The sequence below is a fragment of the Entomohabitans teleogrylli genome (assembly GCF_001484765.1).
GTDB lineage: Bacteria > Pseudomonadota > Gammaproteobacteria > Enterobacterales > Enterobacteriaceae > Entomohabitans > Entomohabitans teleogrylli.
Window position 1 is genome coordinate 227,054 of the sequence record NZ_LLXO01000012.1, and the last position, 20,391, is coordinate 247,444.

The following is a 20,391-nucleotide window of genomic DNA, read 5'->3' on the forward strand; positions in this document are numbered from 1 at the left end:
ACGCCTTTTACGCCCGACCGCGAGCGCTTCTGGCAGGCTGCTTTGACCTCTGCCGTCTCCCTGGGCTTTTTATGACTTTTCTGAAGTGTGATGTAACGCATCCGGTTACATTGCTCATTGTCTATAGTTTTTCCCGATGGTGATTCTTTGACCAATAATCATCCCGGGAGGATGTCTTATGTGGAAGCGCTTACTTCTTGTTACCGCCGTTTCGGCAGCCATGTCGTCTATGGTCGCCGCGGCGCCTCTGACCGTGGGTTTTTCCCAGGTCGGTTCTGAATCCGGCTGGCGGGCGGCGGAAACCAGCGTGGCAAAGCAGGAGGCGGAAAAACGCGGCATTACGCTGAAAATCGCTGACGGCCAGCAAAAACAGGAAAATCAGATTAAAGCCGTACGCTCATTCATCGCTCAGGGCGTGGACGCTATATTTATTGCGCCGGTGGTGGCGACCGGTTGGGAGCCGGTGCTGAAAGAGGCCAAAGAGGCGGAGATCCCGGTGTTCTTGCTGGATCGCTCCATTGATGTGAAAGACAAATCGCTGTACATGACCACCGTCACCGCCAATAACGTCCTCGAAGGGGAGCTGATCGGCGACTGGCTGGTGAAAACCCTTGATGGCAAGCCGTGTAATGTCGTGGAGCTGCAGGGAACCGTGGGGGCCAGCGTGGCTATCGACCGGAAGAAAGGCTTTGCCCAGGCCATCAGTAAAGCTTCCAATATCAAAATCATTCGTTCCCAGTCCGGCGACTTTACCCGCAGTAAGGGTAAAGAGGTGATGGAAAGCTTTATTAAGGCCGAGAACAACGGCAAAAACATCTGCATGGTTTACGCCCATAACGATGATATGGTCATCGGCGCCATTCAGGCCATTAAAGAGGCTGGGCTGAAGCCGGGCAAAGATATTCTCACCGGCTCTATCGATGGGGTGCCGGATATTTATAAAGCGATGATCGACGGCGAAGCCAACGCCAGTGTTGAGTTGACCCCGAATATGGCCGGCCCGGCCTTCGATGCGCTGGAAAAATACAAGCAGGATGGCACCGAGCCGCCGAAACTGACTCTGACGAAATCGACCCTGTATCTGCCGGATACCGCTAAAGAAGAACTGGAGAAGAAGAAAAACATGGGCTACTGAGCCTGTTGCGGGGGCGAGCCAGGCTCGCCCCGGTTCTCTTGCCAGTGAAACAGGAGTCCGGTAATGAATGGGCATAACGGTCAGGAAATTTTGCGCACCGCCGGGTTGTGCAAATTTTTCCCCGGCGTGAAGGCGCTGAATCAGGTGGATTTTTCCCTTAACCGTGGGGAAATTATGGCATTACTGGGTGAGAACGGCGCCGGCAAGTCCACCCTGATCAAAGTACTGACCGGCGTGTATCAGAAAGACAGCGGGGAGATTTTCCTCGAAGGGCAGTCGGTGGCGCCGCGCCACACCGCCCATGCCCAACAGTTGGGTATCGGTACTGTCTACCAGGAGGTGAATCTGTTGCCGAATATGTCGGTGGCGGATAACTTATTTATTGGCCGCGAGCCGCGACGCTTTGGTTTTATTTGTCGCAAAACGATGGAGCGCAGAGCGCAAGCGTTGATGGCGTCTTACGGCTTTCAACTGGATGTGCGCGAGCCGTTGAATCGCTTTTCGGTAGCGATGCAGCAAATTGTCGCCATCTGCCGGGCTGTCGATCTTTCGGCAAAAGTCCTGATCCTCGACGAACCGACCGCCAGCCTGGACGCCAAAGAGGTGGAGATGCTGTTTACCCTGATGCGCCAGCTGCGCGATCGGGGTGTCAGTCTGATCTTCGTCACCCATTTTCTCGATCAGGTTTACCAGGTCTGCGATCGGATCACCGTATTGCGCAACGGCGGCTTTGTCGGTACCCGTAATACCCGGGATCTGCCGCAGATCGAACTGGTGAAGATGATGCTCGGGCGCGAACTGGAGGCCCATGCCCTGCAGCGGGCCGGGCGCACGCTGCTGAGCGACAAACCGGTGGCGGCGTTTCACAACTATGGCCGCAAAGGGACGATTCAACCGTTCGATTTGCAGGTCCGCCCCGGCGAAATTGTCGGGCTGGCGGGGTTGCTGGGTTCCGGCCGTACCGAGACGGCAGAGGTGATTTTTGGCATCCACCCTGCCGACAGCGGCACGGCGTGGATTAAAGGCAAGCAGCGTAAACTGCGCTCACCGCATCAGGCGTCATGTCTGGGGATTGGTTTCTGCCCCGAAGATCGAAAAACAGACGGTATCATCGCCGCCGCCTCGGTGCGGGAAAATATCATTCTGGCGCTGCAGGCTCAGCGCGGCTGGCTGCGCCCTATTCCGCGTAAAGAGCAGGATCAGATAGCCGGGCGCTTTATCCGTCAGTTGGGGATCCGCACGCCGGGGCCGGAGCAACCGGTGGAGTTTCTCTCCGGCGGCAATCAGCAAAAAGTACTGCTGTCGCGCTGGCTGCTGACGCGTCCGCAGTTTTTGATCCTTGATGAACCGACGCGCGGGATCGACGTTGGCGCCCATGCGGAAATCGTGCGTCTGATCGAAACGCTGTGCGCTGACGGGTTGGCGCTGCTGGTGATCTCCTCCGAACTTGAAGAGCTGGTGGGTTACGCCGATCGGATAGTGATCATGCGCGATCTGCAACAGGTGGCGGAGCTCCCGCTGGAGCGGCTGTCGGTGTCGGCTGTCATGAATGCTATCGCGGCCTAAGGAGTCACAGGTGATGCCCCGATCGTTAACAAACAGCGGCGCCTCTGGCCGCAAATTTCGCTGGCCTCCCGGCGTGCCGCAACTGACGGCGCTGTTGCTGGTGCTGCTGGTGGATGGCATGGTCGCCAGCCATTTCTTCCAGATTGTGTTACAGGACGGGCGGCTGTTCGGCAGCCCGATCGATATCCTTAACCGGGCGGCGCCGGTGGCGCTGCTGGCATTGGGGATGACGCTGGTGATCGCCACTGGCGGTATTGATCTGTCGGTCGGCGCGGTGATGGCGATTGCCGGCGCTACGGCGGCCTCCCTGACGGTACAGGGTTACAGCCTGACGGTGGTGCTGCTGGGGGCCCTCGCCAGCGGTGTGTTGTGCGGGCTGTGGAACGGTATCCTGGTGGCGGTCCTGAAGATTCAGCCGTTTGTCGCCACGCTGATTCTGATGGTGGCCGGGCGCGGCGTGGCCCAGTTGATTACCTCCGGCCAGATAGTCACCTTCAACTCGCCGTCGCTGGCATGGCTGGGCAGCGGTTCGCTGTTGCTGTTTCCGACGCCGGTGATCATTGCGCTGGTGACGCTGATTCTGTTCTGGCTGTTGACCCGCAAAACCGCCCTCGGGCTGTTTATTGAGGCGGTGGGGATCAATATCCGCGCGGCGAAAAACGCCGGTGTGAAAACCCGCCTTGTGGTGATGCTGACCTATCTGCTCAGCGGCCTGTGCGCCGCTATCGCCGGCATTATCGTTACCGCGGATATTCGCGGCGCCGATGCCAACAACGCCGGACTGTGGCTGGAGCTGGACGCTATTCTGGCGGTAGTGATCGGTGGCGGCTCTCTGATGGGCGGGCGCTTCAACCTTGCGCTGTCAGTGGTGGGGGCGCTGATTATCCAGGGCATGAATACCGGTATCCTGCTTTCCGGTTTTCCGCCGGAGCTCAATCAGGTGGTCAAAGCGCTGGTGGTGTTGTGCGTGCTGATTGTGCAATCGCCGCGGTTTATCAGTCTGTTAAAAGGAATGCGCCGTCATGATCAAACGTAACCTGCCGCTGATGATTACGCTGGCGGTGTTTGTGCTGGGGTATCTGTATTGCCTGACACAGTTTCCCGGTTTCGCGTCCACCCGGGTGATTTGCAACATTCTTACCGACAACGCTTTTCTCGGCATTATCGCGGTCGGCATGACATTTGTGATCCTCTCCGGTGGGATCGATCTTTCTGTGGGGTCGGTCATCGCCTTTACCGGCGTGTTTCTCGCCAAAGCGATCGGCGTGTGGGGAATTTCGCCGCTGCTGGCATTTCCGCTGATCCTTGTGATGGGCTGCGCCTTCGGGGCGTTGATGGGGCTGTTGATCGACGGTCTGAAGATCCCGGCGTTTATCATTACCCTGGCCGGGATGTTTTTTCTGCGCGGCGTCAGTTATCTGGTCTCCGAAGAGTCGATCCCGATTAACCATCCGATTTATGACACCCTCTCCGGGCTGGCGTGGCGTATTCCCGGCGGCGGACGCCTGAGCTTTCTCGGCCTGCTGATGCTGCTGGTGGTGGTTCTGGGGATTTTCCTCGCTCACCGCACCCGCTTCGGCAACCAGGTATATGCCATTGGCGGTAGCGCCACCTCCGCCAGCCTGATGGGGATCTCCACCCGCAGTACCACTATCCGGATTTATATGCTGTCGACCGGGCTGGCGACGCTGGCGGGGATTGTGTTTTCCATTTACACCCAGGCTGGATATGCGCTGGCGGGGGTCGGCGTGGAGCTGGACGCCATTGCGTCGGTGGTGATTGGCGGTACGCTGCTCAGCGGCGGAGTCGGCACTGTGCTGGGTACCCTGTTCGGGGTGGCGATTCAGGGATTGATTCAGACGTATATCAATTTTGACGGCACGCTCAGCTCGTGGTGGACCAAAATAGCCATCGGTATTCTGCTGTTTATCTTTATCGCCCTGCAGCGTGGGCTAACGGTGCTGTGGGAAAACCGCCAGCATGCGTCGGTCACTCGGGTGGCGACAGCGGGGCAGGAAAAACAGGGCGCCTGAGCGCCCTGATAAGAGGTTAATCGTCCGGGAATTCGCGGATAAAGCGTTCCACGTCGTCGACCATATGCTGGTTGCCGACAAAGAACGGGCGGCGCTGGTGCAGGCTTTGCGGGATAATATCCAGAATACGCTGCTTGCCGTCGCTGGCCTTACCACCGGCCTGTTCGGCGAGGAATGCCATCGGGTTACCTTCGTACAGCAGACGCAGCTTGCCTTCGGGATGGCTGGCGGTGCTGGGGTAGAGATAGATACCGCCCTTCAGCAGGTTACGGTGGAAGTCCGCCACCAGCGAGCCGATGTAGCGTGAGGTATAGGGGCGCTGAGTGGCGTGATCCTCTTCCTGGCAGAATTTGATGTACTTTTTCACGCCCATCGGGAATTTGATGTAATTCCCTTCGTTAATGGAGTACATATTGCCGCGCGCCGGGAAACGCATACGCTCCTGACTCAGGCAGAACACCCCGAGTGATGGATCATAGGTAAAAGCATGGACACCGCAGCCGGTGGTGTAAACCAGCATGGTGGAGGAGCCGTAAACCACATAACCGGCGGCGACCTGTTTGTTGCCGGGCTGCAGGAAATCTTCGATGGTGACCGGGGTGCCGGGCGGCGTAATGCGGCGGTAGATAGAGAAAATCGTGCCGACAGAGACGTTAACGTCAATATTGGAGGAACCGTCCAGCGGGTCCATCAGAATCACATACTTGGCGTGCTCGCAGCCGTCAAAAACGACAATTTCATCTTCTTCTTCAGAAGCGATCCCCGCCACAATGCCACGGGCTTTCAGCGCTGCTTTGAGTTTTTCGTTAGCGAACAGGTCGAGCTTCTGTTGCACTTCGCCCTGCACGTTTTCAGCACCGCTGGCACCCAGGATATCGACCAGACCGGCCTTGTTGATATCGCGGTGGATGATCTTGGCGCCGAGCTTTATTGCCGACAGCAGTGAGGTCAATTCACCGGTGGCGTGGGAGAACTCATGCTGCTTCTCGACAATAAATTCACCTAGCGTTTTCATAACACTCTGTTCCCTGCTTTAGTAGGTTGCGTTTATAGGTTGGGTAAAACGAGCACAACAATCTTAACAAACTTTCAAAACCGCGTGCGTGGGTGAATCGCTACAGCTATAGGTATAAATTCCCAAAAGACGTTTATTAGCGGATATATGAACGGGTAGAATGTGCGGCGAACGATAAAAAGGATAGTGATTATGCGCATTCATATTCTGGGGATTTGTGGCACGTTTATGGGCGGACTGGCGCTGCTGGCTCGCACTCTGGGCCATGAGGTTACTGGCTCCGATGATAACGTTTATCCGCCGATGAGCACCCTACTTGAAAAGCAAGGTATTGAGTTAATTGAAGGTTATGATCCTGCGCAGCTTGAGCCGCGTCCGGACCTGGTGATCATCGGCAATGCGATGAAGCGCGGGAATCCGTGCGTCGAAGCGGTGCTGGAAGACAATATTCCCTATATGTCCGGCCCCCAGTGGCTGCATGACTTTGTGCTGCGCGAACGCTGGGTGATCGCCATCGCCGGTACTCACGGCAAGACAACCACGGCGGGTATGGCGACGTGGATTCTGGAAGTGTGCGGCTATCAGCCGGGCTTTGTTATCGGCGGGGTGCCGGGCAATTTCGACGTGTCTGCCCGCCTTGGCGACAGTCCGTTTTTCGTGATCGAAGCGGATGAATATGACTGTGCGTTTTTCGACAAACGCTCTAAGTTCGTCCATTACTGCCCGCGCACCCTGGTACTGAATAATCTGGAATTCGATCACGCCGATATCTTTGACGATCTGAAGGCGATTCAGAAACAGTTCCATCATCTGGTGCGCATTGTGCCAGGGAAAGGCAAGATTATCTGGCCGGAAGGCGATGCCAATCTTAAGCAGACGATGGCGATGGGCTGCTGGAGCGAGCAGGAACTGGTCGGCGAACAGGGACACTGGCAGGCGAAGAAGGTAAACACCGATGCCTCTCACTGGGAAGTGTTCCTGGACGGCGAGCGGGTCGGGGAAGTGAACTGGTCGCTGGTGGGCGAACACAATATGTTCAACGGCCTGATGGCGATCGCCGCCGCGCGTCATGTGGGAGTCTCCCCGGCTGAAGCAGCCCGGGCGCTCGACAGCTTTGTTAACGCCCGCCGCCGCCTGGAGTTGCGCGGTGAAGCCAATGGCGTCACGGTGTATGACGATTTCGCCCATCACCCGACGGCGATTCTGGCTACCCTGGCGGCGCTGCGTGGCAAAGTCGGCGGCACGGCGCGGATTATCGCGGTGCTGGAACCACGCTCCAACACCATGAAAATGGGCATCAGTAAAGACGATCTGGCGCCGTCCCTGGGACGCGCGGACGAAGTGTTTCTCTACCAGCCGCCGCATATTCCGTGGCAGGTGGCCGAAGTGGCTGATGCCTGTGTGCAGCCCGCGCACTGGAGCGCCGATATTGATACCCTGGCTGAGATGATCGTGAAAACCGCTCAGCCCGGCGATCATATCCTGGTGATGAGCAACGGGGGTTTCGGTGGCATTCATCAGAAGCTGCTGGAGGGTCTGGCGAAGAAACAACAGTCAGAGCCGCAGGGGTAAGGTAAGCGGCGATTGCGCCAGCCCATAAAACGAAAAGCCGCATTCTGATGCGGCTTTTTTCTGCCATTTTGCCTGGCGGCTCTGCGGGATGGCTTATCAAACGCCGCCGGTTACTCCCGGGGCCGTTATTCCTGGCCTTCCGCCAGCTCGCGCAGATACTGGAAAATCTGGCGTGACGATTTCGGCGGTTTATTGCCGGCTTTCTCTTTCTGGGCATTGCGCACCAGCGAGCGTAGCTGCTGGCGATCGGCAAGCGGATACAGCCCGATAACTTCAGCAATCACATCGTCGCCTTCATCAATCAGCCGGTCGCGCAGGGATTCCAGTTTATGGAATAGCGACACCTGCTGGTTATGGCGGTTTTTCAACTTATCCAGCGCCTGGCGAATGGGATCGACGTCGCGCTGTCGCAGCATTTTACCAATCAGCTGTATCTGGCGGCGGCGGCCCTCTTTTTTGATTTTCTGCGCCAGGTCAATGGCGGCGCGCAGATCGTCGTCAAGGGGGATTTTATCCAGGGCATTTTTGCCCAGTTCAACCAGTTCCACGCCAAGGCGCTTCAGCTCTTCGGCATCGCGCTTAATTTCACTTTTACTGACCCAGATAATCTCGTCATCGTCGTCGTTTTCGTTATCCGGAACGTCATCGAGCCAGTCTTCGGGCTGCTTCGTCATCTCAGGCTCCTTAAAAAAGAGGCTAATACTACCAGTTCAGGCGCACACTGAGAAAGGGTTCTCTGTTAGACTTCAGTGCAGTCTATCTGTTTTGGTTGAGTCTGAAGGGCGTCACTGCGACGCGGCTTCCCTTACATTATGGCACTCGCGATGAATCTAATCACACAAGTTGCGCAGCAGCGCAAAACCCTGGAACAGGCAGTGGCTCAGGCGCTGGAACTGGCTGCCGGCAAGGCCGACGGCGCGGAAGTGGCGGTCAGTAAAACCACCGGGATCAGCGTCAGCACGCGCTATGGCGACGTCGAGAATGTCGAGTTCAATAGCGATGGCGCATTAGGCATCACCGTTTATCACCAGAATCGCAAGGGTAGCGCCTCTTCCACGGATTTGAGTCCGGATGCTATCGCGCGCACCGTGCAGGCGGCGCTGGATATTGCCCGTTACACCTCAGCCGATCCCTGCGCTGGCGTAGCGGATAAAGAACTGCTCGCCTTTGAAGCGCCGGATCTGTCGCTGTTTCACCCGGCGCAAATCGATGCCGATCGCGCCATCGAACTGGCGGCCCGGGCCGAGCAGAGCGCCCTCGACGCCGACCCGCGCCTCACCAATACCGAAGGCGGAAGTTTTAACAGCCACTACGGGATTAAAGTTTTCGGCAACAGCCATGGCATGTTGCAGAGCTACTGCTCCACCCGCCACTCGCTGTCGAGCTGCGTGATTGGCGAAGAGAATGGCAGTATGGAACGAGACTACGCCTATACCATCGGTCGCGCGATAGAAGATTTACAGAGCCCGGAATGGGTCGGGGCGGAGTGCGCGCGCCGTACTCTGTCGCGGCTGGCGCCGCGCAAACTCTCCACCATGCAGGCGCCGGTGATTTTTGCCGCCGAAGTGGCGACCGGGCTGTTCGGCCACCTGGTGGGGGCCATCGCTGGCGGCGCCGTATACCGTAAATCGACGTTTCTGCTCGATGCGCTGGGCAAACAGATTCTGCCTGACTGGCTGACCATTGAAGAACATCCTCATCTGCTGAAAGGGCTGGCGTCGACGCCATTTGACAGCGAAGGGGTCGCCACCCATCGGCGGGATATCGTTAAAGACGGCGTGCTGCAGCAGTGGCTGTTAACTAACTACTCGGCGCGTAAGCTGGGCCTGAAAAGCACTGGCCATGCCGGCGGGATCCATAACTGGCGCATTGCCGGTCGCGGTCCGGACTTCGCCGGGCTCCTCAAAGAGATGGGGACCGGCCTGGTGGTGACAGAGCTGATGGGCCAGGGCGTGAGCGCCATTACCGGCGACTATTCGCGTGGTGCTTCCGGTTACTGGGTGGAGAACGGCGAAATTCAGTATCCGGTCAGCGAGATCACCATTGCCGGTAATCTGCAGGATATGTGGCGCAATATCGTAACGATTGGCGACGATATTGAAACCCGCAGTAATATTCAGTGTGGTTCGGTACTGTTGCCGGAGATGAAAATCGCTGGTCAGTAAGTTCACGGGCGCAGTCTGCCGTGCCCGTCTGTCTGATAGTAAAGAGGTGAGCCAATGCGTAAATCTGTGGTTGCTATGCTGGCGGTATCGGCGCTGTTATTAACCAGTACCAGCGCGCTGGCGCGGGATCTGGCAGATGATATGGATACCCTGAACGACAGTTACAAAACGGTGCTGAAGACCGATAGCCCGACGGAACTGAAGGATGCGCTCAACACGATGCGCGCCGCCGCGCTGGATGCGCAGCAGGCCACCCCGCCAAAACTGGAAGGCAAGGCGCCGGACAGCCCGGAAATGAAGGACTATCGTCACGGGTTGACGATTCTCGTCGGCCAGATTGACGGCGCCCTGAAACTGGCGGCTGAAGGCAAGCTCAAAGAGGCGCAGATCGCGGCGGAAGGATTTAAGCAGACCCGCAATACTTATCATGAGAAATACCGTGAGTAAGCCGGGAACGGGCGCTGGCGCATTGCTGTTCAGGCGCTGTGCGGCAGGAAATGACCACTGCCTGGTCGCTGGCGAAGCGGCGTAGTGGTCTGTCGCCATTTATCTGGTTACAGGGATTTGCACCGATGAATAGCACACCACGTCCCCATGATTTACTCTGGCTTGCCGATAGTAGTGCGCTGGAAGGCTTTACCGAGCCCTGGGTTGCCGCTCAGTGGCGCCCGGCATTGCCGGTGGTGGTGCGGCGGGATGCGGCGCGTATCGGGCGAATTCCGGTGCTCATTCGCGGTATGCGCCACCAACAGCTGGCCGCCGGTTGGGTCAACGCCAGCCGGATTATACGGACGGTGATGCCGGAGTCGCTGACGGATACCCGGCGACTGCTATGCTCGCCGTTTGTTTCCCAGCCGCCGGTGCAGGGAGCCATTCAACTGGCGATGCAGATCTGGCCCTGGACATGGGGGATTACCGGCGATGTCGGTTATAGCCTGGCGACCGAAATCCCGCTGCTCCATGCCACTGGCGAACTGAATTTGCTAATTCGGGCGCCGCTGGCGCACAGCCGGGAGGCCTTTCGGCCGTGGCTGAGTCGGGTAAACCAACTTCCCTGCCGGACTGCGACCCAGGTAGAGACGCCTTATGGCGGTTTCGCGCTGGCGGAGTGGCTACAGGAAGGGCGTGTATTACTGAAAACTCACTACGGAACGCGTCTGGTCAGCGATCCCTGGCATATCCCCGGAGAATGAAATCTCTCGTCCTGTCTTAAATTTTTCACCGCCGCGGCGGACTGGCGCCGCCAGGCGTAACCTTCATATCCCTTATCGATAATCCCTGGTCACAGCAGGCGCTTTTATGCGGCAAACTGCGCGTCAGATGTCCTGACCCTCTGAGAATTCACCGGGCTTGATGTCGTATTTGATGGGCGTTAATGCAGGTAAGTTCATCATTATTAATGAGTTATTGCTATTTAAAGTGGCGTTAATGGCTGGCGCCATCGGCACTACCTGACATTTGGCGACGCTATGAGGGTAGAGCGCCAGATAAGTATTCCTGATAGCAAGCCTGAATTTTGCGCTACTTCGCAAAAACAAACATTAGCAACCCTGTTATTTCTGCTCATCCCCTGGCGCCGTAACGTGATTTCAATCACATAAAACCGCGGAAAAACGGTCATTCACGTTATTTATGTGGGACAGATCACTCTGACCTGCCCCTTTTCCACTTCGAAGTGGAAAACAACTCGCTACAAACCTTTCCTTGCGGGAACTAAGTTTATACCCATCAACAGTCAGGTTACTGCCCGCAGGCAGTAGCGAAACCATCAGGCAACAGCGAAGCAGGCAGTATGAATAAGGGAGCCGTAACAGTGAACGAAGCCGGAAACGGTCAGGCACAGCAAACCGAACAATTAGCAGTACGCGCGCTGGGCTGGGTATTTGACCTGCTGAAAAGCAGAAACATTATCCCTAATCCGGTGCAGGAACAGATGATGACATCCCACGTACGGGCCATGGCGCACCGTTCTGTGACCGGCGAACCGCTGCCGGAAGTGGACGCCAGCCTGTTTGAAGAGATCTCTGATGATTCCATGGAGATGGCGCGGTCGATAGTCCGGGAATTTGGCAATTTGCCTGAAGAAGAAGCCTGGCTGCTGTCGGTGCACTTCGAAGTGGCAAAAGACAATCTTTAATTTTCAGGAGAGCAACATGGAACAGATTACCGTAGTGATTGGCGATCGTCTGGGTAAAGGCCAGAAAGTGGCGGCAGGCGTCGAGCTGGCGGGCGGTCGCGCCGTGGTGGTACCGGGCGTGGCGGCGGATATGAAGCTGGGTGACGTGATGAAAGCGGAAAACGCCACCTTCGGGATCTCATTCTGCGGCAGCGGCGGCGCCGGGGCGATCACCGCGCAGAACAAATATGGTTATAAGGCGAAATACGGTATGCGCTCTGTGGAAGAGGGCGTAACGGCTATCAACGAAGGCTTCAACGTACTGGGCTTCGGCTTCATGGACAAGGAAGAACTGGGCACGAAACTGGTGGAAGCCTGGAAGAAAAAATACGGCGGCTGAACATGAAAGAACAGTTCACCACGACAGTCACCGTAAGCGGTAAGGGGAGCAGCAAGGCGCAGGCCTTTGCTGATGCCCTGAACCATGTCCAGGGCGCAGTAATGAAAAGCCAGCCGCATATTCTGTTACGCATTGAGCCTCAGGATATTCGGGTTATCCAGGCGCAGTACAAGTCGCGCAAAGAAGCGTTTCTGTTCTTCTTCCTGCGCCGGGAGCGGCATACCTTCAGCGTTACGCTGGAGGTGACGGTCAACGTGACAGCCATCAATCTCGACAAGGTGGATTTTGTCGCGCAATAACCACCGAAGCATCAACAGAAGGTTACCAGGATGTTCTTAATAATATTAATAAAATCGCTCATTATCGGCGCCCTGGTTGGCGTGGGTGTGGGCGCAGGGGCTGCACGCATGTTCCACGCTCCCACCACGCAAGGGATGGGGGCATTCCGCACATTAGGTGAGTTGAATTCCTGCGAAGGGGATCCGGCATCGCATTTCTCCTTTGGTCTGGGGTTCTTCTTTAATGCCTGGGCATCATCCGTTGCCGCGGGCTCATTCACTCAGGATGTCGATCACCGCATCATTCCTAACTGGGGCGCAGCCGCGCTGATGATCAAAAACCGCAATGTCGCAGAGACACTGCACGATCCGAAGAAAATGGCGATCTCCTGCACCATCATCGGCATGATCGTCGTTACGTTCCTTAACCTGACCGCCTCGTCAGTACCGGAATCGCTGCAGGTCACCGCCGTGAAAGTGCTGGTGCCCGCCGCGAACCTGCTGGTCAACACTGTGATGCCAGTGATTTTCTGGCTGGCGGCGATTGAAGCCGGTAAGAAATCGGGCTTCTGGGCGACGATTTTCGGCGGCTGCGCGCAGCTGATTATGGGTAACGCCGTACCGGGTCTGGTACTGGGTATCCTGATTGGTAAAGGCGTGGAAGAGAGCGGCTGGAACCGCGTTACCAAAGTCATGATGGGCGCCATCATTGTCCTGTTCGTACTCAGCGCCTTCTTCCGCGGCTTCGACATGAAGATGATCGAATCCTTCAACATGACGGTGCCGAACTGGCTTGAGCTTATCCATAACTCAATGAGCGGCAAATAACGGGAAGAGACACAATGGAACAGAATAAGAACTTTTGGTATGCCGACTGGTCGTTCCCGATCTTTGTTGGCCTGTTATCTTCCGGCGTGTTCGCCGGGACCCATATGTACTACCTCTATGGTATCGGGGCATTCAACGAAGTGGCGTTTGTCTCCATGCTGCGCGCCGGGATTGATACCGGCGTCTACGGCGCGGTAGCCGCGTTCGGCGCCAGCTTCCTGTTTGCGCGCATCATTGAAGGCTCGCTGGTGGGGATTCTGGATATCGGCGGTTCCATTCAGACCGGTGTTGGTCTGGGGATCCCGGCGCTGCTGCTGGGGGCGGGTTTTGTCTTCCCGGTCGCGAACTTTGCCGCTTCCCTGGTGACGGGTCTGGTGATTGGTCTGGCGATTGGCTATGTGATTATCGTCGCCCGTAAGTTCACCATTAACCAGAGTAACTCCACCTACGGGGCTGATGTGATGATGGGGGCCGGTAACGCCTCCGGCCGCTTCCTCGGTCCGTTGATTATCCTCAGCGCGATGACCGCGTCGATTCCGATCGGTATCGGATCGCTGCTTGGCGCACTGTTGTTCTATGTATGGCAAAAGCCGATTACCGGCGGGGCCATTCTTGGCGCCATGATCTTCGGTTCGATTTTCCCGGTCGCTATCAGCTAAGTGTTGCGGGGGCTCAGGCCCCCGCTGCATCAGGAGAGTTCCATGTATGATTTAGTTATTCGTCGGGCGCATCTGGTGGACGATACGCTCATTGATATCGCCATTCAGGACGGCCGGATTGCGGCGCTCGGTGAGGTAGCCGGAGCGGGACGGCAGGAAGTGGATCTGAAGGGAGAACACTACGTCAGCGCCGGATGGATCGATTCTCACGTTCACTGTTATCCCAAATCACCTATCTATCATGATGAACCGGACAGCGTAGGGATTGCTACCGGGGTGACCACCGTCGTTGATGCCGGCAGTACCGGGGCGGACGATGTCGATACCTTTTACCAGATTACCCGCAGCGCGACGACCGATGTCTACGCGCTGCTTAACATTTCCCGTGTAGGGTTGATCGCCCAGAACGAACTGGCCGATATGAGCCATATTGACGGCGACGCGGTACGTGAAGCGGTGAAGCGTTACCCGGACTTTATCGTTGGCCTGAAAGCGCGCATGAGCAGCAGCGTGGTGGGGGAGAACGGCATTACGCCGCTACAGCGCGCCAAAGCTATCCAGAAAGAGAACGGCGACCTGCCGCTGATGGTGCACATCGGCAATAATCCGCCGAACCTTGATGAAATAGCCGATCTGCTGACCTCCGGCGACATTATTACTCACTGCTATAACGGCAAACCGAACCGCATTCTGACCCCTTCCGGCGAACTGCGCGCCTCGGTTTCCCGGGCGATTCAGCGCGGCGTGCGTCTGGACGTGGGCCACGGCAGCGCCAGCCTCAGCTTCGCGGTTGCCCGTCAGGCGATTGCGATGGGGATTTTGCCGCATACCATCAGTTCCGATATTTATTGTAAGAACCGGATCAACGGCCCGGTGTACAGCCTGGCGGCGGTGATGTCGAAATTCCTCGCCGTCGGACTCTCCCTGCCGCAGGTGATCGATTGTGTTACCTGTCATGCGGCTCAGGGGCTGCGCCTTGACGACAAAGGCAGTCTGGAGATTGGCAAAGCGGCCGACCTGACCATCTTTGAGCTGCGCCGCCAGCCGACGGTGATGCTGGATGCGGAAAACGACGCGCTGCAGGCCGATGAGCAACTGGTGGCGCTGGCCGCGGTACGCGCCGGGAAATGGTTTACCACCGAACAAGGGAAAGCCGAACATGTCTTCGATTTATGAGAAATATAAATTAAAACAGGTCATTAACGCCTCCGGACGGATGACGATCCTCGGTGTGTCCACGCCGCGGCCGGAAGTGGTGGAAGCGGTCAACACCGGTATGAACCACTACTTCGAAATGAAGGATTTGGTGAATAAAACCGGGGATTACATCGCCGGTCTGCTGAACGTCGAGGCGGCGGTGGTAGTCTCCTGCGCTTCCGCCGGTATTGCGCAGTCTGTTGCCGCGGTGCTGGTGAAAGACAGCGACTGGCTGCTGGAAAATCTCCATACCACGGCGCTGGAAAAAAACGAAATCGTCCTGCCGAAGGGGCATAACGTTAACTTTGGCGCGCCGGTCGGCACCATGGTGGCGCTGGGCGGCGGTAAAGTGGTGGAGGCGGGCTATGCCAACGAATGTTCCGCCGAACAGTTGGCGGCGGCAATCACCCCGCGCACCGCGGCAATCCTGTATATCAAATCCCACCACTGCGTGCAGAAGAGCATGCTGAATGTCGCCCAGGCGTCGGCGGTGGCGCGTATTCATAACCTGCCGCTGATTGTTGACGCGGCGGCGGAAGAAGATTTGCAGGCTTATTACCAGGCCGGCGCCGATCTGGTGATCTACAGCGGCGCCAAGGCGATAGAAGGGCCGACCAGCGGGCTGGTGATCGGCAAACGCAAGTATGTCGAATGGGTGAAGCGCCAGGCAAACGGTATTGGTCGGGCGATGAAGGTCGGTAAGGAAGGTATCCTCGGCCTGACCTGCGCCATCGAACACTATCTGACCGCCGCCAAAGAGAGCGGAGCGGAGATGGTGGCCAAAATGACCCCGTTTATTGATGCCCTGAACACCCTGAACGGCGTTAGCGCCCGGGTGGTGTGGGACTCCGCCGGCCGCGATATCGCCCGCGCTGAAATCAAATTTGACGAGACCGTCACCGGTATCGCCACCGGCGATCTGGTGCAGGCCCTGAAACAGGGCGAATACGCTATCTATTTCCGCGGCTATAAAGCCAATGAGGGCATCATCGAGGCCGACGTGCGCAGCGTGACCGCCGCTCAGCTGGAGATTATTTCCCGCCGCATTAGTGAATTACTGAAGGAGAAACAGGCATGAAACTGACCCCGAACTTTTACCGCGACCGCGTTTGTCTGAACGTACTGGCCGGCTCGCAGCAAAACGCCAAAGAGATTTACGAGGCGGCGGAAGGTCATGTCCTGGTGGGCGTACTGTCGAAGAACTATCCGGACGTGGCCAGCGCCGTGGCGGATATGCGTGAATATGCGGCGCTTATCGATAACGCGCTGTCGGTAGGGTTGGGCGCCGGCGATCCCAACCAGTCGGCGATGGTGAGCGAAATCTCCCGCCAGGTTCAGCCGCAGCACGTTAACCAGGTGTTTACCGGCGTGGCGACCAGTCGGGCGCTGCTCGGCCAGAACGACACTGTGGTGAATGGGCTGGTGTCGCCCACCGGTACGCCGGGCATGGTGAAGATCTCCACCGGACCGCTGAGCTCCGGCGCGCCGGACGGTATTGTGCCGGTGGAAACCGCGATTGCTCTGCTGAAAGATATGGGCGGCAGTTCAGTGAAATACTTCCCGATGGGCGGGCTGAAAAGCCGCGACGAGTTTGAAGCGGTGGCGCGCGCCTGTGCGCAGCACGATTTCTGGCTGGAGCCGACCGGCGGTATTGACCTGGAAAACTATACTGAAATCCTCAGGATCGCCCTGGATGCCGGGGTCAGCAAAGTGATCCCGCATATCTACAGCTCAATCATTGATAAAGCCAGCGGCAACACCCGTCCGGAAGATGTACGCGCCCTGCTGGCGATGACAAAACAACTGCTGGGTTAAGCCTGGCTGCCGATCGCCTTTCCGTCCGGAAAGGCGATCTTTTTCCGTTTACCTGAGGGTCCGCTATGCCATCATCACGTTCATTACTTGTCGTTGCTATGGCTATTCTGGTGTCCGCGCCGCTGACGGCCGGGGCGCAATATGCCTGGGTTGGTACCTACAATCCCAACGGCGAAGGGTTGTACCGTTTTCAGATTGACGCCGCCACTGGCGCCCTGAGCCAGAAAACCCTGGTCAGTTCGCTGCCAAATGCCGCGCAGCTAACCCTGTCGGCGGACGGCTCAATCCTGTATGTCGCCAGTGAAGTGGAACAGGGGGTGATCCAGGCCTATCAGGTAAACGATAAAGGCGAACTGACGCCGCTCAACCAGGTCAGTTCCGGCGGCGCCGGGCCGGTTTATCTCTCGCTGATGCCCAATGGCCGTCACCTGCTGGCGGCTAACTATGTTAGTGGTTCGGTGGCGGTATTCCCGGTGCGCCAGGACGGTAGCCTCGGCGAAGCCAGCGATGTGAAACAGGATCAGGGACCGGCGGGCGCCGCAAAACCGGCCGCGGCGGTGGAAGGCAGTTTTGCAATCAGCGATCACGACGGGCCTCATGCCCACATGGTAGCCAGCGATCCGGGTGGTAACTATGTATTTTCTACCGATCTCGGGCTGGATCGCATTTATCAGTACCGTTTTGATGAAGCCAGCGGCACGCTGCAACCCAACGATCCGCCGTTCATTGATGCCTCTTCCGCAGGGGCCGGTCCGCGCCATTTCGTGTTTACGCCGCAGGGCGATGCGCTGTGGTTGATTAACGAAGAAGCCTCCACCCTGACGCATTATCAGCTTAACGATAACGGGACGCTGAAAGAGGGGAAAACCGTGAGCGCCTTGCCGGCGCATTATAAAGGCACCAGCTTTGCTGCCGGTTTAGTGCTCAGCCAGGACGGCAAACAGCTTTACGTTGCTAATCGTTTACTGAATAGCGTGGCCCATTTTTCGGTGGGCGCCAACGGTACCCTGACGCACCAGGAAGATGTCTGGACCCGCGGAGATTACCCGCGCACCCTGACGCTGGATCCATCCGGCAAACATCTTTATGTGATGAATCAACGCAGCGATAACATTACATATTTTAATGTATCTGCGGCTGACGGTAAGTTAACATTCACTGACACGTGGACGCCGGTAGGTGGACCGTCACAGATGGTTATCTCTCCGGCGCAATAAGCAGTTTGACGGGCGCAGCGATGCGCCCGGGTAAGAAAAGGAAAATCTTGTGCGATTCCCCAACCAGCGGCTGGCACAGCTGTTCGACATGTTGCAAAACGAAACCCTGCCCCAGGATGAGCTGGCGCGCCGTCTGGCGGTGACGACCCGGACGGTCAGGGCGGATATTGCAGCACTCAACGCCCTGTTACAGCCGTACGGTGCCCAGTTTATTCTTAATCGTGGGGCGGGGTATCAACTCAATATCGTCGATGACCAGCGTTATGCGGCTCTGAAGAGCCACTCGCCGGCGCCGCTGCGTATTCCGCGCACCGGGCCGGAGCGGGTGCGCTATTTGCTGGTGCGCTTTCTGACGTCGGCATTCTCCATCAAGCTGGAGGATTTGGCGGAAGAGTGGTTTGTCAGCCGGGCGACGCTACAGAATGATATGGCGGAGGTCCGGGAGTGGTTCAATCGCTATAACCTGATCATTGAAACCCGCCCCCGCTACGGGATGAAGCTGTTCGGCAGTGAAATGGCGATTCGCGCCTGCCTGACCGAACTGCTCTGGCAGATGGCGCAGGAAGATCCGGACAACCCGCTGATTACCAGCGAAGCGCTTAACGCTGGTATTCAGGAAACCCTGGCCCGGTCGCTCCAGGAGTGTTTCAGCCGGTCGCGGGTGCGGCTGACCGATGAAGGGGAGCGTTTTATCACGCTGTATTGCGCGGTAGCGGTGCGGCGTATCAGCGAAGGCTATCCGCTGGGAGAGTTCCGCGCAGACGATGTGGTGGATGAAAACGCCCGGGAGATCGCGCATCAGATCGCCGGCGTTCTGCGTTCCCTGACCGGCAAGCCGCTGGCCGCCTCAGAAGAGGAGTGGCTGCAGGTGCATATTGCCGCGCGCCAGATTCAGGAGATGGCGCCCAGCGACATCAGCGCCGACGACGATGAAGCGCTGGTGAACTACATTCTGCGCTACATCAACACGCACTATAACTACAATCTGCTCAACGATAACCAGTTGCACGCCGATCTGCTTACCCATATCAAAACCATGATTACCCGGGTGCGCTACCAGATAAATATTCCCAATCCGCTGTTGAGCAACATCAAGCAGCATTACCCGCTGGCGTGGGACATGACGCTGGCGGCGGTGAACAGCTGGGGTAAACACACGCCGTATACCATCAGCGAGAACGAAATCGGTTTTCTGGTGCTGCATATCGGCGTTGGGCTGGAGCGTCATTATAATATCGGCTATCAGCGCCATCCCCGGGTGCTGCTGGTGTGTGATACCGGCAATTCGACGGTGCGGATGATTCAGGCCATGCTGCTGCGGAAGTATCCGCAGATTGAGGTGACGCGGATTATCTCTCTGCGCGACTATGAGCAGCTTGCCGCGCCGGAGGAGGATTTTGTGATTTCCACGGTGCGTATCGCGGAAAAGGATCGCCCGGTGGTGGTGATGTCGCCGTTTCCTACCGAATACCAGCTGGAGCAGATCGGTAAGCTGGTGCTGGTGGACAGGACGCGCCCGTGGATGCTGGAAAAATTCTTCGACAATGCCCATTTCCTGATTCTTGACGAGCCGATAAGCCGCGAAGCGCTGTTTGAGCGGCTGTGCCTCCAACTGGAGCAGGAAGGGTATGTCGGCGCCGATTTCCTCGATTCCGTAATCGAGCGTGAGGCGATTGTCAGCACCATGCTCGGTGAGGGGATTGCGCTGCCGCACTCCCTGGGATTGCTGGCCAGAAAGACCATTGTCTATACGGTGCTGGCCCCTCAGGGGATTGTCTGGGGGGAGGAGACCGCCCAGGTGATCTTCCTGCTGGCTATCAGCAAGAATGAATATGAAGAGGCGATGGCGATTTACGATCTGTTCGTCACTTTCCTGCGCGAGCGGGCGGTGGCGCGGTTGCGCGACAGCAAAGATTTCGCCAGCTTCAAAGCGGTGGCTATCGAGTGTTTGAGTAAGCTGTGAGCGACAGGCTTTCTGATACTGCGGCGTCGCGGTATCTCAGAGGTTCGGTGTCTTGTCTGTTGTTTCTTTTTTACATCAATATCTTGCGATCCCATTGGCAGGTTCTGGCAGAAAGCGTGGCAACATCGTACTATGACTATACCTTTCAGCAGGTTGGTCAAACTCAGGCCGATCGCGACACGGAATCGCTGGATACCTCTTTTACTTTACTCGCCGATATGCCGCAAATCGGCAGAGATTATCCCGCGGTTGACGATATGATGTGTATAGCATTTCAGCGTCATACGGTGTTTTACCGTGTGCGGGATAGCGATATTCTGATTGTCCGTCTTCTTCATCAACAAATGCATTCAATGAACTATCTGAGCTAAATCCCCGAGGGGAAAGGCACAACAGCGTGATACACATTGGGCTGGCAGGGTAACGATAATA

Annotated in this window: 21 protein-coding genes; 19 read left to right on the forward strand and 2 right to left on the reverse strand. The window is 57.1% G+C overall.

All coding sequences use genetic code 11. The features are described from left to right. Positions 1-178 precede the first annotated feature (178 nt). The 4 genes from ytfQ to yjfF all read left to right on the forward strand — a co-directional run bounded on the left by ytfQ (position 179) and on the right by yjfF (position 4,734). Entirely contained in the window at positions 179-1,135 is a 957-nt protein-coding gene (gene ytfQ / locus AQ981_RS15120) for a galactofuranose ABC transporter, galactofuranose-binding protein YtfQ (RefSeq protein ID WP_058912570.1), read from the forward strand. 63 nt (positions 1,136-1,198) lie between these two features. Next, positions 1,199-2,701, forward strand: a complete 1,503-nt coding sequence (gene ytfR, locus AQ981_RS15125) for a galactofuranose ABC transporter, ATP-binding protein YtfR (RefSeq protein WP_058912571.1) — start codon at positions 1,199-1,201, stop codon at positions 2,699-2,701. A gap of 10 nt (positions 2,702-2,711) precedes the next feature. Then, positions 2,712-3,737, forward strand: coding sequence for a galactofuranose ABC transporter, ATP-binding protein YtfT (gene ytfT, locus AQ981_RS15130; RefSeq protein ID WP_161969172.1), 1,026 nt, complete (start codon positions 2,712-2,714; stop codon positions 3,735-3,737). Continuing rightward, positions 3,724-4,734 carry a galactofuranose ABC transporter, permease protein YjfF gene (gene yjfF / locus AQ981_RS15135; protein ID WP_058912573.1) on the forward strand — a complete coding sequence of 337 codons (1,011 nt, stop codon included), beginning with the start codon at positions 3,724-3,726 and terminating at the stop codon, positions 4,732-4,734. Before ytfT ends, yjfF begins: the two co-directional genes overlap by 14 nt. Before the next feature lie 16 nt (positions 4,735-4,750). Here the strand turns inward: yjfF and fbp are convergent, their stop codons facing one another. Beyond that, the gene (gene fbp, locus AQ981_RS15140; RefSeq protein ID WP_058912574.1) at positions 4,751-5,749 is read right to left on the reverse strand and encodes a class 1 fructose-bisphosphatase; all 999 of its coding nucleotides are present in this window, start codon (positions 5,747-5,749) and stop codon (positions 4,751-4,753) included. A gap of 192 nt (positions 5,750-5,941) precedes the next feature. Between fbp and mpl the strand changes: the two genes are divergently transcribed. Further along, complete coding sequence (gene mpl / locus AQ981_RS15145; protein ID WP_058912575.1) at positions 5,942-7,321, forward strand: UDP-N-acetylmuramate:L-alanyl-gamma-D-glutamyl-meso-diaminopimelate ligase; 1,380 nt, start codon at positions 5,942-5,944, stop codon at positions 7,319-7,321. Positions 7,322-7,446: 125 nt separating this feature from the next. Here the strand turns inward: mpl and yjgA are convergent, their stop codons facing one another. Further along, on the reverse strand, positions 7,447-7,995 hold the full coding sequence (yjgA, locus tag AQ981_RS15150) for a ribosome biogenesis factor YjgA (RefSeq protein WP_058912576.1): 549 nt from the start codon (positions 7,993-7,995) through the stop codon (positions 7,447-7,449). A gap of 138 nt (positions 7,996-8,133) precedes the next feature. Here yjgA and pmbA point away from each other — a divergent pair, with 138 nt between their 5' ends. From pmbA to AQ981_RS15220, 14 genes are all read left to right on the forward strand, one after another. Further along, on the forward strand, positions 8,134-9,486 hold the full coding sequence (gene pmbA / locus AQ981_RS15155) for a metalloprotease PmbA (protein WP_058912577.1): 1,353 nt from the start codon (positions 8,134-8,136) through the stop codon (positions 9,484-9,486). 54 nt (positions 9,487-9,540) lie between these two features. Then, a complete protein-coding gene (gene cybC / locus AQ981_RS15160) occupies positions 9,541-9,933 on the forward strand; it encodes a cytochrome b562 (RefSeq protein WP_058912578.1) in 393 nt (130 codons plus the stop codon). Between the two features lie 125 nt (positions 9,934-10,058). Further along, entirely contained in the window at positions 10,059-10,679 is a 621-nt protein-coding gene (locus tag AQ981_RS15165; RefSeq protein WP_058912634.1) for a malonate decarboxylase holo-ACP synthase, read from the forward strand. A 599-nt stretch (positions 10,680-11,278) separates the two neighbouring features. Continuing rightward, positions 11,279-11,623 carry a glycine dehydrogenase gene (locus tag AQ981_RS15170; RefSeq protein WP_058912579.1) on the forward strand — a complete coding sequence of 115 codons (345 nt, stop codon included), beginning with the start codon at positions 11,279-11,281 and terminating at the stop codon, positions 11,621-11,623. A gap of 16 nt (positions 11,624-11,639) precedes the next feature. Continuing rightward, positions 11,640-12,002 carry an SFCGS family glycine-rich protein gene (locus AQ981_RS15175; protein ID WP_058912580.1) on the forward strand — a complete coding sequence of 121 codons (363 nt, stop codon included), beginning with the start codon at positions 11,640-11,642 and terminating at the stop codon, positions 12,000-12,002. A 2-nt stretch (positions 12,003-12,004) separates the two neighbouring features. After that, entirely contained in the window at positions 12,005-12,301 is a 297-nt protein-coding gene (locus AQ981_RS15180) for a DUF4312 family protein (protein WP_058912581.1), read from the forward strand. Between the two features lie 30 nt (positions 12,302-12,331). Next, positions 12,332-13,108: a DUF4311 domain-containing protein gene (locus AQ981_RS15185; protein ID WP_058912582.1), complete on the forward strand. Its 777-nt coding sequence runs from the start codon at positions 12,332-12,334 to the stop codon at positions 13,106-13,108. Positions 13,109-13,122: 14 nt separating this feature from the next. After that, positions 13,123-13,767: a DUF4310 family protein gene (locus tag AQ981_RS15190; RefSeq protein WP_058912583.1), complete on the forward strand. Its 645-nt coding sequence runs from the start codon at positions 13,123-13,125 to the stop codon at positions 13,765-13,767. 42 nt (positions 13,768-13,809) lie between these two features. After that, entirely contained in the window at positions 13,810-14,943 is a 1,134-nt protein-coding gene (locus AQ981_RS15195) for an amidohydrolase/deacetylase family metallohydrolase (protein WP_058912584.1), read from the forward strand. After that, the gene (locus tag AQ981_RS15200; RefSeq protein WP_058912585.1) at positions 14,927-16,042 is read left to right on the forward strand and encodes a DgaE family pyridoxal phosphate-dependent ammonia lyase; all 1,116 of its coding nucleotides are present in this window, start codon (positions 14,927-14,929) and stop codon (positions 16,040-16,042) included. The genes AQ981_RS15195 and AQ981_RS15200 overlap by 17 nt, the downstream gene beginning before the upstream one ends. Continuing rightward, complete coding sequence (gene dagF, locus AQ981_RS15205; protein WP_058912586.1) at positions 16,039-16,779, forward strand: 2-dehydro-3-deoxy-phosphogluconate aldolase; 741 nt, start codon at positions 16,039-16,041, stop codon at positions 16,777-16,779. Before AQ981_RS15200 ends, dagF begins: the two co-directional genes overlap by 4 nt. 65 nt (positions 16,780-16,844) lie before the next feature. After that, a complete protein-coding gene (locus AQ981_RS15210) occupies positions 16,845-17,996 on the forward strand; it encodes a lactonase family protein (RefSeq protein WP_058912587.1) in 1,152 nt (383 codons plus the stop codon). A gap of 49 nt (positions 17,997-18,045) precedes the next feature. Continuing rightward, positions 18,046-19,959, forward strand: coding sequence for a BglG family transcription antiterminator (locus AQ981_RS15215; RefSeq protein ID WP_058912588.1), 1,914 nt, complete (start codon positions 18,046-18,048; stop codon positions 19,957-19,959). Between the two features lie 116 nt (positions 19,960-20,075). Continuing rightward, positions 20,076-20,330, forward strand: a complete 255-nt coding sequence (locus AQ981_RS15220) for a type II toxin-antitoxin system RelE/ParE family toxin (RefSeq protein ID WP_249226320.1) — start codon at positions 20,076-20,078, stop codon at positions 20,328-20,330. Positions 20,331-20,391: the final 61 nt, after the last annotated feature.

Excerpts from the sequence above, each read along its gene's own strand:
- cybC (WP_058912578.1), top strand. The coding sequence starts at position 9,541 with ATGCGTAAATCTGTGGTTGCTATGCTGGCGGTATCGGCGCTGTTATTA.
- AQ981_RS15165 (WP_058912634.1), top strand. The coding sequence starts at position 10,059 with ATGAATAGCACACCACGTCCCCATGATTTACTCTGGCTTGCCGATAGT.
- AQ981_RS15195 (WP_058912584.1), top strand. The coding sequence starts at position 13,810 with ATGTATGATTTAGTTATTCGTCGGGCGCATCTGGTGGACGATACGCTC.
- fbp (WP_058912574.1), bottom strand. The coding sequence starts at position 5,749 with ATGAAAACGCTAGGTGAATTTATTGTCGAGAAGCAGCATGAGTTCTCC.
- mpl (WP_058912575.1), top strand. The coding sequence starts at position 5,942 with ATGCGCATTCATATTCTGGGGATTTGTGGCACGTTTATGGGCGGACTG.
- ytfQ (WP_058912570.1), top strand. The coding sequence starts at position 179 with ATGTGGAAGCGCTTACTTCTTGTTACCGCCGTTTCGGCAGCCATGTCG.
- AQ981_RS15200 (WP_058912585.1), top strand. The coding sequence starts at position 14,927 with ATGTCTTCGATTTATGAGAAATATAAATTAAAACAGGTCATTAACGCC.
- AQ981_RS15180 (WP_058912581.1), top strand. The coding sequence starts at position 12,005 with ATGAAAGAACAGTTCACCACGACAGTCACCGTAAGCGGTAAGGGGAGC.
- yjgA (WP_058912576.1), bottom strand. The coding sequence starts at position 7,995 with ATGACGAAGCAGCCCGAAGACTGGCTCGATGACGTTCCGGATAACGAA.
- dagF (WP_058912586.1), top strand. The coding sequence starts at position 16,039 with ATGAAACTGACCCCGAACTTTTACCGCGACCGCGTTTGTCTGAACGTA.
- AQ981_RS15210 (WP_058912587.1), top strand. The coding sequence starts at position 16,845 with ATGCCATCATCACGTTCATTACTTGTCGTTGCTATGGCTATTCTGGTG.
- AQ981_RS15190 (WP_058912583.1), top strand. The coding sequence starts at position 13,123 with ATGGAACAGAATAAGAACTTTTGGTATGCCGACTGGTCGTTCCCGATC.
- AQ981_RS15175 (WP_058912580.1), top strand. The coding sequence starts at position 11,640 with ATGGAACAGATTACCGTAGTGATTGGCGATCGTCTGGGTAAAGGCCAG.
- AQ981_RS15170 (WP_058912579.1), top strand. The coding sequence starts at position 11,279 with ATGAATAAGGGAGCCGTAACAGTGAACGAAGCCGGAAACGGTCAGGCA.
- yjfF (WP_058912573.1), top strand. The coding sequence starts at position 3,724 with ATGATCAAACGTAACCTGCCGCTGATGATTACGCTGGCGGTGTTTGTG.
- ytfR (WP_058912571.1), top strand. The coding sequence starts at position 1,199 with ATGAATGGGCATAACGGTCAGGAAATTTTGCGCACCGCCGGGTTGTGC.
- pmbA (WP_058912577.1), top strand. The coding sequence starts at position 8,134 with ATGGCACTCGCGATGAATCTAATCACACAAGTTGCGCAGCAGCGCAAA.
- AQ981_RS15185 (WP_058912582.1), top strand. The coding sequence starts at position 12,332 with ATGTTCTTAATAATATTAATAAAATCGCTCATTATCGGCGCCCTGGTT.